The sequence below is a fragment of the Dolichospermum circinale AWQC131C genome (assembly GCF_000426905.1).
Taxonomy (GTDB): Bacteria; Cyanobacteriota; Cyanobacteriia; order Cyanobacteriales; family Nostocaceae; genus Dolichospermum; species Dolichospermum circinale.
Genome location: NZ_KE384629.1, coordinates 1 through 10,794, shown reverse-complemented (window position 1 = coordinate 10,794; position 10,794 = coordinate 1). Strand labels below are relative to the sequence as shown.

Here is a 10,794-nt window from a genome sequence, read left to right as displayed (position 1 = left end):
ACATCACAGGATGAATATACCCGTAGGCGGGCGGCTGATAGCTTAGGGAAAATAGGCGTTGGTGATCAACCTATGGTAATTAAAGCCATAAGTGGTTATCAGCTAACTAATGAACATTATCAACTCATTGGGAAAATCGCTCAAAATATGCTTTATCCAGAATTTTATCAGACTTGGCATCAACCTTTCTCTTTTACTCGTTCATTCCGCACTGTCAAAAACATTTTCTATAGTATTTCCCAGAGATTTAAAACTTCTTAGTTTTACCAAAATTACTCAAACCAATCTTCACCTCCTGGTAATTGTGCTAAATAATTATCAATCATCTTTGCTAACTCTTTAGGTTGATATTCATAAGTTAACAACAAAAGATTTTCCGCAAAATCAATTAATTCTTTTTCTTGTAATCTTCCAGAAACTTGACTCGGTTTTAAAGTCCCACCAAAAATCTCCGCACTAGCAGGACGAATTGCCATTTCTACAGCTTCTGCTAAATATTCACCCCATTGATCAGATTTAATATAATAGGATGTTTGATGATCTTTAATATTCAGTTTGGCAATTTGAATCACAGAATCAGAAATTGAAGCAATCCAAGAATTAGTTAAACGCTGTTCAATTTGATTTTTAATCAGATGAATAACCAACCTCACTAAAAAAGCTTCTATTTTTCGCAAAGTTCCCTGTTTGCTCATATCCTCCAAATCATCAAGAATTTCCAAGGCATCATCATAACGCCCTTCTAAAATACTTCGTTTTAATTCCATTAATTCTTGCGTCATGTTTATTGACCTGACTTAGTAGCAGTTATTAGTTGATTTTGTACTTTTGATGTTCTATAATAACCCATATTGGTACATATCTAGTTAAGGCTGCTAATGGGTAATCAGTAATTGGTGATCAAATCCCTATTTTCATCCTGTTAATCCTTTTATCCTGGATATCCTGATTCTGACATTTTCCTATCTATAAATTCTAGCGTTCCCCATTCCCCAAAGTGCGTTAAAATTTTAATATCTTCATCACAACTCAGACACGCGACAACCATCTACCATGCTTCAGTACCCCCACTTAGAACAAGCCCTAAAACATCATTTTGGTTACGATCAATTTCGTCCTGGACAAAGGCAAATTATCGAAGATGCCTTACAAAATCGTGATTTAATGGTAATTATGCCCACTGGTGGGGGTAAATCTCTGTGCTTTCAATTACCGGCACTTTTAAAACCCGGTTTAACAGTGGTAGTGTCACCATTAATAGCTTTAATGCAAGATCAAGTGGAAGCACTGAGAACTAATAACATTTCTGCCACATTTCTCAATAGTAGCCTGAATGCCTATAAAGTTCGCTCTCGTGAAGAAGCGATCATGAATGGTAAAATAAAATTACTTTATGTCGCTCCTGAACGTTTGATTAGCGACCGATTTTTGCCTCTTTTAGACGTAGTTAAGGAAAAAGTAGGAATTTCCACCTTTGCCATAGATGAAGCCCATTGTGTGTCAGAATGGGGGCATGATTTTCGCCCAGAATATCGGCAATTAAGACTACTCAGAAAACGTTATCCAAATGTTCCTACTATTGCTTTAACAGCTACAGCTACAGATAGGGTTAAAGCCGATATTATTGAACAATTAGGATTAAAACAACCAAGTATTCATATTGCTAGTTTTAACCGTCAAAATCTTTATTATGAAGTTAGAAATAAAAGTAAAAATCCCTATTCTGAAATATTAGAAATAGTTAGAGAAAATCAAGGTTCAGGAATTATTTATTGTTTAACTCGCAAAAAAGTTGATGAACTAACTTTAAAATTACAAAATGATCAAGTTTCAGTTTTACCTTATCATGCAGGTTTAACGGATGAAGAAAGAACGAAAAATCAAACTCGATTTATTCGGGATGATGTGCGGATCATGGTAGCGACAATTGCTTTTGGAATGGGTATTAATAAACCTGATGTTCGCTTTGTGATTCATTCGGATTTACCTCGAAATTTAGAAAGTTACTATCAAGAATCTGGCCGCGCTGGTAGAGATAATGAACCTTCTAAATGTACATTATTTTTTAATTATGGTGATATTAAAACTATAGAATGGAGTATTAATCAAAAAACCGATCCTCAAGAACAATTAATAGCTAAACAGCAATTAAGACAAGTTATAGATTATGCAGAGGGGACAGACTGTAGACGCACAATTCAATTAAGTTATTTTGGGGAAAGATTTCCGGGAAATTGTGGTAATTGTGATAATTGTCGTTATCCTAAACCTGTACAAGATTGGACAATTGAAGCCATGAAATTTCTATCTTGTGTAGCTAGATGTAAGGAAAGATTTGGAATGTTACATATCATTGATGTATTAAGAGGTGCGAAAAATCAGAAAATTGTCGTTAATAAACATGATCAACTTTCTACCTATGGAATTGGTAAAGATAGAACATTAGACGAATGGAGAATGCTAGGAAGATCACTATTACATCAAGGTTTATTAGAACAAACTAGCGACGGTTATTCAATTTTAAAACTCAATGCTTTAAGTTGGGAAGTCATGCGAAAACAACGACCAGTTTCTATTTCTGTTCCCATAGCGCAAAAAATGACCTGGGAAGATGGAAATAATAAACCTGTAGATGTGGAAATTTTAACTCAAAAATTGCGATCGCTTCGTAAACAACTCGCAGATGAACAATCTATCCCACCCTACATGATTTTTCAAGATTCTACCCTCAAATTAATGGCACAAATTCAACCTAAAACATTAGATGAATTTGGTAAAATTTCCGGCGTTGTTAGTTATAAACTATCTCAATATGGCGAAAAATTCCTAGCAGAAATTCAGGCTTATCGTCAAGAACAAGGTTTACAACAAAATACCATTAATCGAGTTAATTCTTCATCCTATTCTGACTCACCATCTGATACAGAATTAACAACATTAGAGTTATATAATCAGGGTTTTAGTATTGAAGAAATCGCCCAAAAACGCAATGTTAAACCTGGTACAATTATTAATCATCTCTCCAATTTAATTGAGAAAAAACAATCTTTAGATATCAGTCAATTAGTACCTTTAGAACGTCAGAAAAAAATCTGGCAAATTTTAGAAGTTGTTGGTGATATTTCTCTCACACCCCTTCGGGAAAATTTGGGAGCAAGCTACAGCTTTGATGAAATTCGTTTAGTTAGGGCGAAGTGGCGAAGAGAAAAACATAAATCTACTCAAGATGATATTGACTTTTAGTTTATACGCTGTTTTTTGTAGATAAAGCTATAGATAACAGTTTAGGCAAAAACAAACAAATAGCAGCATTTATTAGCGTGAGCAATATACCCTGAATTAAAGTCATAGATAACCTTCCCTTATAACTATCTTTGATCACTACATCTTTATTTTGCCTTACAAACACTAGCTTTGATCAACTTCTAGTTTTTAAATATCTTTTATATTACATAAGTAAATTAAATACTTTTAATCCGCAAGTTCCCCTTTTTCTTGTTTTTGATGAATAGCAATCCTGTATAATTTGTGAAAATTCACGTTTTGATCTAAAATTATGAAGAGCGCAGAGAAAAAATAAAGATATTCACAAACAATTGAGGACTGCTACTACTCACTAATACTTACTTTAGCTAAGAGAACACTGAGAACAAAAACGCGGCTTGAATTTACAGAATTGACTACCCGTTAAGCTATGGGTTGTACAATAGGGGAAACTAGTTATTTCTTTGGTGGGTTTACAAGTGGAAGCAACGGACAATGGTTGAGACTGTTTAGCTCTACGAACCGAAACCATAGATAATAGCTTAGGTAAAGCTAAACAAGCCCCAGCGTTGATGATTGTCAGTAATAATACATCCATCATATCTATAGGGAATCACCCCCAGGCGAAACGACATCAGAACGGTTGAGTTAATACTAAAATATATGGCAACATCAGGCAATGCACGAAGGCTTAACCATAGTATTTACTCTATATAAAATCAGTTTAGCATAGAATTTTGTAGATGGAAACTAACAGTAACCTTTATGAATTAATATGTAAACTGAATATGAACTACCATGATTAATTGAATTTAACAGTAGTATTTATGACGAATAATCAATCTACAACTTCTTTCTTAAATAACATTTCTCAACGAGAACGCCTTGCATTACAGAGTTTAGTAGATTACACAAATGTAGATTTATTACCGGAAATTTGGCCTTTGGCTGCAAAGCGATTTGGTGATATTATCGCCTTGTATAACCCCCATTCTCAACCAGAAGTAAAAATTACCTATAGTCAGCTTACAGAACAAATTAACCAATTTGCAGCCGGTTTACAAGCATTAGGCGTAAATACAAATAATAGCGAAAATCTTCCCTACGGAGAACGAGTTTCCTTGATTGCGGATAATAGTCCGCGTTGGTTTATTGCGGACCAAGGTATCATGACTGCTGGGGCTGTAAATGCAGTTCGTAGTTCTCAAGCAGAACGAGAAGAGTTACTTTACATTATTTCCCATAGTGGCAGTACATCTTTAGTAGTTGAGGATATCAAAACTTTAAATAAATTAGGGGAACGCCTCAACGAACTAGCGATTAAACTGGTAGTTATACTTTCTGACGAAATACCACCCGCAGAACTAAAATTTCCAGTAGTCAACTTTACCCAATTACTAGAAATTGGTAGGAATCATAAACTAGTCACAAATAAGTATAGTGCTGAAAGTTTAGCGACATTAATTTACACTTCCGGTACTACGGGAAAACCCAAGGGTGTAATGCTCTCCCATAGAAATTTACTGCATCAAGTTACAACTCTGGGAACGATTGTGCAACCGAAAAAAGGGGATACCGTCCTCAGTATTTTGCCCACATGGCATAGTTATGAACGCAGCGGTGAATACTTCTTACTTTCTCAAGGTTGTAGCCAAATTTACACTAACTTGCGTTCCGTCAAAGGAGATCTAAAGAAATTCAAACCTAATTATATGATTGCTGTGCCAAGATTATGGGAATCAATTTATGAAGGCGTGCAAAAGCAATTCCGAGAACAACCAGCCAAAAAACAAAAATTGGTGAAGTTTTTACTAGAAATCAGCCAGAAATATATTGAATCACGGCGTATTTCCCAGGGATTGAGTTTAAATCACATTAATGCTGGAATTATAGAGCGTTTTCAAGCCAAAATAGTCGAATTGGCATTATCAGCGATTCATATACTAGGGGAAAAATTAGTTTATCATAAAGTACGACAAGCAACAGGCGGTAAAATCAAGCACGTTATTAGTGGCGGTGGGGCGCTTCCCAAACATATAGATAACTTCTTTGAAATCGTTGGTATTGAGATATTACAGGGTTATGGGTTAACAGAAACATCACCAGTAACTAATGCGCGTCGTCCTTGGCGGAATTTACGTGGTTCTTCGGGACAACCAATTGCTGGTACAAAAGTGAAAATTGTCAACCCAGAAACTCGTCAACCCCTACCAGCAGGGGAACGGGGTTTAGTCCTTCTCAAAGGACCACAAATCATGCAAGGCTATTATCAAAATCCTCAAGCCACCAATAAAGCCATAGACCCCCAAGGATGGTTTGATAGCGGTGATTTAGGCTGGGTAACGCCGCAAAATGACCTAGTATTAACAGGGAGGGCAAAAGACACCATTGTTTTAAGCAACGGCGAAAATATCGAACCTCAGCCCATAGAGGACGCTTGTTTGCGATCGCCCTATATTGACCAAATTATGTTAGTAGGACAAGATCAAAAAAGTATTGGTGCCATAATTGTCCCTAACCTGGAAGCCTTAGCAAAATGGGCAGAAACTCAAAATCAGATAAATGATAGTCAAAAAATTGACTTAGAGAGTAGAATAGTCCAGGATCTGTTTCGTCAAGAGTTAAATCGTGAAGTTCAAAACCGTCCCGGTTATCGAACCGATGATCGTATTGGACCATTTAAACTAATTTCGGAACAGTTTTCAATTGAAAATGGCATGATGACACAAACATTAAAAATTCGTCGTCACATTGTGATGGAACGATATTGCGATATTATTAACGGAATGTTTGCCAAATAATTCCCTAAATCGCAAATTGTTTTTACCAACTTTCAGATTTCAGAAACCATTGGAGAAACAGGAAATAGAAAGAAATTATTTTTTCAACGCCTGAAAACCTAGTATCAGTATCTTATCTGAACTCATCTCCATACTACAAACTATTGAAGAGTGAACGGACAATTTTTATGGATGTTTCCAACCCTCAATTGCTTTTAAAACGCCCGGTTAATGTTAAAGTCATAGTTACCCCTCTCTGGAAAGAGGAAGTACACCAACAATTACAAGCTCAAATTAATCAAGTTGACCAACAACTACAACAATTAGACATTGAAGGACAAAGAGCAATTACTGCTATTCAAAAACAGAGTCTTCAACCACCAGGACCTCAGACCCTTCAACAAATTGACAACGTTCAACTCCAAGTTAATCAAAAGAAAAGTGAACTTCTAGAACAGAAAAATCAAATGCTGCAAAACCTCCAGCAAGTACAATTGTTGGAATTAGATGAAGAAGTCAACCAATTTCAATTGGAAAGCTTTTTTCGCATTGAACTAGGTGATAACTTAATTAGTAAAATGCAGGTTGAAGTTGTCCTTCGTGACGGCATTGTCGAAGAAATTCGCGGAGACATCTAAACATGATACTAAAAATCTTCTACTTCTTAGGAAAGTAGGAGATTTTTTTAACCAATTCGAGCAGGTATCACCATTTTTATATCTGAGCAACACCTGTAACTAACCTATTCTGGAAAATGAATATTAACCTAAATGAATAATATCAGAGAAAGTATTAATTTCTTCTTTTTTTCTTTAGTCAGAAATTTTATCGAATTTTTCAGTCGAGTTGACTTTAGAGGGGAATCTTCAAATAGCAGTGATGTAACTGGTCTATTACCAATCATCGGTTATGCTCTTGTGATTATGTCATTTATAGACTTTATCTCTGTTGCTTCCCAGTTTCAACTGCAAAACTTTGAAAGTCAACTTAATTCCATTAGCGCATTCACTGAACACAGTTGGATTTTTTTGATTGGTTTGGGGTTTATTTTTACTCGCTATTTTAGCGAAAATCAATATGATATCCGCTTTCCAGAAATTATTTTTCAAAAAATTATTCGCTGGATAATCCTATTGATAGGAGTCGCATTTTTCCTGGCAATTCCCCTGGTTTTTGTAAATACAGGACGTTTATTAAAATCAGTCAATAATCAGATCCTTGAACAGCAAAAGGGCAATCTTGAACAAATAGCTCAAATCGAAAAGGGTCTCAATTCTGGTCTGACTACAGCACAAATCCAACTTATTGGTAGAAATATCAACCTGACCCCAGAGGAATTAAAGTTACCAGAGCCTCAAATCAAAGATTCAATTAAACGAAACTTACTCATTGCTAAAACAAGAATCACCGAAGCAGCAAATCAAGCCAAGAGACAACAACTTAGAAGTACATGGAAAAATAGTTTTAGAACTATTATTGCTCTCCTTATTCTTGCTTTTACCTTTGTGATTGTTTGGTTAAAAATAGGACAAGTTTTTTAAAATGTTACAGATGATGTTAACAATCAAACTTAAAATAGAAAGATTCAGGAAAATTAACTTACCAAGTCATACTTTCCTACTTCTATTCATCTTTGGATTGATTTCTGCAATTAACCTCACACTTTATTGGCGAGTTGAACAAAATTTTAATCAATGGTTCTTGGAACTAACACTATATGGAAGTATCCTATGGCATCTTTATCAGCAACGCTATGATCTCACTTTGGTTAGTGTATTTCCAGCTAATTTTATTGGTTGTTGTTTGATCATTATTCCCTACCTCAACGCAAATTTTTCAGTCCAAGAAATCTCTATTTTCTGGTATTTTCTACCGTTAATCACTTCCGTAGGTTTCGCTTTATTAGCATCGGGATTTCAGGGAATTAAACAATTTCGCCGATATTTAGTAATTACTGCCATATTTCCCTTGGTTGAAATCTTGGTAAAGTTATTGGGAATGCTAATTAAGATTACAGTCATTTCTGCCAAATTCACCTCTTTTCTTCTATGGTACTTGGGCTTTGATTCTACTACTCAAGGCACTCTTGTTTATGTTAATAATGGGATAAAAGATCGAGAGGTTGACAATTGATTTTAAATATGTTATAATGCGAAAGACGAGGAAGAACTATCATAAAAATTAAGGATTTCAGAATCGCCGACTATGACATAGTTGGTTGGGTTTGATGTAAAAAACGGATTTTTATCTTTGGCAAAAAATCACCAACTTGATCATAAAACTGTTAAAATCCATAAATTAAAGTCCATATATTATTTATTGATTCTGAAACCACCATTATGAGCATTAACGAAGTATTTATGCCGGCGCTGAGTTCCACCATGACCGAAGGAAAAATTGTCTCCTGGGTCAAATCGCCGGGGGATAAAGTGGAAAAAGGCGAAACGGTGGTGGTTGTCGAGTCAGATAAGGCGGATATGGACGTAGAAACCTTTTATGAAGGATATCTAGCCCATATCATCGTTGCCGCTGGTGAAACCGCCCCAGTAGGCGCAGCGATCGCTTATATTGCCGAAACAGAAGCAGAAATACCTACAGCCAAGTCCTTAGCTAACGCAGGCGGTGCTGCTGCATCTTCCGCACCCGCCCCCACACCTGTAGCCGCTGCTGCGATCGCTACCCCTATCACTACATCTCAAAATGGTTCTAACCATCAACCAGGTCGCGTAGTAGTTTCACCTCGCGCCCGTAAACTAGCCAAAGAACTGAAAGTTGATTTAAATACCCTTAAAGGTAGTGGTCCTTACGGTCGCATTGTCGCTGAAGATATAGAGGTGGCTGTGGGTAAAGTTCCGCCCGTTGTTACCGCCCCCGTTACCCCAGTTACTACCCCCGTTGTCACCAATGCCCCTGTAACCGCCCCAGCCCCAGTAGTCACACCTGTACCCACACAAGCAGTTACTAGTTCTGTTCCTGGTCAAGTAGTACCATTCACTACCTTGCAAAATGCCGTCATTCGGGGCATGGTAGCCAGTCTATCTGCACCTGTATTCCGTGTTAGTTACACAATCAGCACCGATGGATTAGATAAACTTTACAAACAAATTAAATCCAAAGGTGTGACAATGACGGCACTACTAGCCAAAGCTGTAGCCGTAACATTACAAAAACACCCCATTCTTAATGCCAGTTATTCAGACCAAGGCGTTGTTAAGCACTCTGACATTAATATTTCCGTAGCAGTGGCCATGGATGACGGCGGATTAATTACACCGGTTTTACAGAATGCAGATGCAATTGACATCTATTCTTTATCTCGTAATTGGAAGTCTTTAGTAGAACGCGCGAGAACAAAACAGTTACAACCAGCAGAATACAACAGCGGTACTTTCACCCTTTCTAACTTAGGAATGTTTGGTGTAGATACCTTTGATGCGATTTTACCTCCTGGACAAGGTTCTATTTTAGCCATTGGTGCATCACGTCCCCAAGTAGTAGCCACAGCCGACGGGTTATTTGCTGTGCGTCAACAAATGCAAGTTACTATTACCTGTGATCATCGTATCATTTATGGTGCTGATGCCGCCGGATTCTTGCAAGACCTAGCGAAGTTGATTGAAACCAATCCTCAGTCTTTGACGATGTAATACTTATTATTTGGTATTATTGATCATCCAGTTCTCCCCTTCCTTGCTGGGAGGGGCTAATGCTGGGTTTTTGCGACTACACCGGGGATCTATAAAAAATATAAACATATACAAATTCCAAATTCTAAGAACTAACATAAAAACAAACTATTCATTAAAAATTAGCGTGTGTTATGACAACCAAAAAACAATTCAATAGCTTTGAAGAAATGCTATCCGGTTCAGATTTACCCGTCTTAGTAGACTTTTATGCTGATTGGTGTGGCCCTTGTCAAATGATGGTACCAATTTTAGAACAGGTCAACAACCAATTAAAAGACAGATTACGGATTGTCAAGATTGACACAGAAAAGTATGGAAATCTAGCAAGTCAGTATCAAATTTCAGCTTTACCAACCTTGGTACTATTTAAACAAGGTCAACCCGTGGGCAGAATTGAAGGTGTTATGGAAGCACAACAGCTAGTAAAACACTTACAACCACTACTTTAAATAGTCTCTCAAATTAGAGATGCGAAATTCCGCGTCTCTATAGTTTTCACCGATCGCAATTGACTTTTTTCGAGAATCTGCGCTAATCTGCCATTAAGACCAATAATCAATCGAAATTTTCAAAGCTAAAATACAGGTATTACTTAAATACAACTTAGTATGAAATTCAATGTCACGATTGATCGAGATGAAGATGGTGTCTGGATTATTGAATGTCCTAGTATTCCTGGTTGCATTAGTCAGGGAGCGACAAAAGACAAGGCTATAGAGAATATTCAAGATGCGATTTCTGCTTGCTTACAGGTTAGGGCAGAAATGGGGTTGCCATTGACTATTGAAACTAAACAAGTAGAAGTCTTAGTATAGTTATGGCATCAAAATTACCTGTTCTGAGTGGACAAGAAGTAGTTCGTACTTTTGAAAAGCTGGGCTGGCGATTTGCACGCCAAAGTGCAAGTCATATAATTTTGGTCAAAGAAGGTGAAATAGTAACTTTGTCTGTTTCTGATCATCATGAGGTGGCAAAAGGGACTTTACGTGGACTGATACGACCTGAGTTCGATATAAATAATCATCCTGAAAACTAATTATATCAGACTTTTCTCAATTAGC

At 36.7% G+C, this 10,794-nt stretch carries 12 protein-coding genes; 10 read left to right on the top strand and 2 right to left on the bottom strand.

All coding sequences use genetic code 11. From position 1 onward, the window contains the following. Window positions 1–261: hypothetical protein (locus tag ACIR131C_RS26170; protein WP_035372257.1), on the top strand; the 261-nt coding region annotated here is incomplete at its 5' end. Between the two features lie 11 nt (window positions 262–272). Here the strand turns inward: ACIR131C_RS26170 and ACIR131C_RS0115975 are convergent. Next, on the bottom strand, window positions 273–782 hold the full coding sequence (locus ACIR131C_RS0115975; RefSeq protein WP_028085495.1) for a DUF29 family protein: 510 nt from the start codon (window positions 780–782) through the stop codon (window positions 273–275). Window positions 783–1,053: 271 nt separating this feature from the next. Between ACIR131C_RS0115975 and recQ the strand changes: the two genes are divergently transcribed. Then, window positions 1,054–3,243 carry a DNA helicase RecQ gene (gene recQ / locus ACIR131C_RS0115970; protein ID WP_028091014.1) on the top strand — a complete coding sequence of 730 codons (2,190 nt, stop codon included), beginning with the start codon at window positions 1,054–1,056 and terminating at the stop codon, window positions 3,241–3,243. Between the two features lie 385 nt (window positions 3,244–3,628). Here recQ and ACIR131C_RS24735 read toward each other — a convergent pair whose 3' ends face one another. Beyond that, a complete protein-coding gene (locus tag ACIR131C_RS24735) occupies window positions 3,629–3,865 on the bottom strand; it encodes a hypothetical protein (protein ID WP_231395477.1) in 237 nt (78 codons plus the stop codon). 226 nt (window positions 3,866–4,091) lie between these two features. Between ACIR131C_RS24735 and ACIR131C_RS0115960 the strand changes: the two genes are divergently transcribed. From ACIR131C_RS0115960 to ACIR131C_RS22950, 8 genes are all read left to right on the top strand, one after another. After that, entirely contained in the window at window positions 4,092–6,065 is a 1,974-nt protein-coding gene (locus tag ACIR131C_RS0115960; protein WP_028091012.1) for an AMP-dependent synthetase/ligase, read from the top strand. A 167-nt stretch (window positions 6,066–6,232) separates the two neighbouring features. Then, window positions 6,233–6,682 (top strand): YlqD family protein, encoded by a 450-nt coding sequence (locus tag ACIR131C_RS0115955; RefSeq protein WP_028091011.1) that lies wholly within the window; start codon window positions 6,233–6,235, stop codon window positions 6,680–6,682. A gap of 132 nt (window positions 6,683–6,814) precedes the next feature. Next, a complete protein-coding gene (hpsJ-A, locus tag ACIR131C_RS0115950; protein ID WP_028091010.1) occupies window positions 6,815–7,585 on the top strand; it encodes an HpsJ-like protein, cyanoexosortase A-associated in 771 nt (256 codons plus the stop codon). 10 nt (window positions 7,586–7,595) lie between these two features. Continuing rightward, window positions 7,596–8,177, top strand: a complete 582-nt coding sequence (locus tag ACIR131C_RS0115945; protein ID WP_196811789.1) for an archaeosortase/exosortase family protein — start codon at window positions 7,596–7,598, stop codon at window positions 8,175–8,177. Window positions 8,178–8,383: 206 nt separating this feature from the next. Next, window positions 8,384–9,691, top strand: a complete 1,308-nt coding sequence (locus ACIR131C_RS0115940) for a dihydrolipoamide acetyltransferase family protein (protein ID WP_028091008.1) — start codon at window positions 8,384–8,386, stop codon at window positions 9,689–9,691. A 173-nt stretch (window positions 9,692–9,864) separates the two neighbouring features. After that, window positions 9,865–10,182 (top strand): thioredoxin, encoded by a 318-nt coding sequence (trxA, locus tag ACIR131C_RS0115935; RefSeq protein WP_028091007.1) that lies wholly within the window; start codon window positions 9,865–9,867, stop codon window positions 10,180–10,182. A gap of 159 nt (window positions 10,183–10,341) precedes the next feature. Next, window positions 10,342–10,548, top strand: coding sequence for a type II toxin-antitoxin system HicB family antitoxin (locus ACIR131C_RS0115930; protein ID WP_028091006.1), 207 nt, complete (start codon window positions 10,342–10,344; stop codon window positions 10,546–10,548). A 2-nt stretch (window positions 10,549–10,550) separates the two neighbouring features. Beyond that, window positions 10,551–10,769: a type II toxin-antitoxin system HicA family toxin gene (locus ACIR131C_RS22950; protein ID WP_051347594.1), complete on the top strand. Its 219-nt coding sequence runs from the start codon at window positions 10,551–10,553 to the stop codon at window positions 10,767–10,769. The last annotated feature ends 25 nt before the right edge of the window (window positions 10,770–10,794 follow it).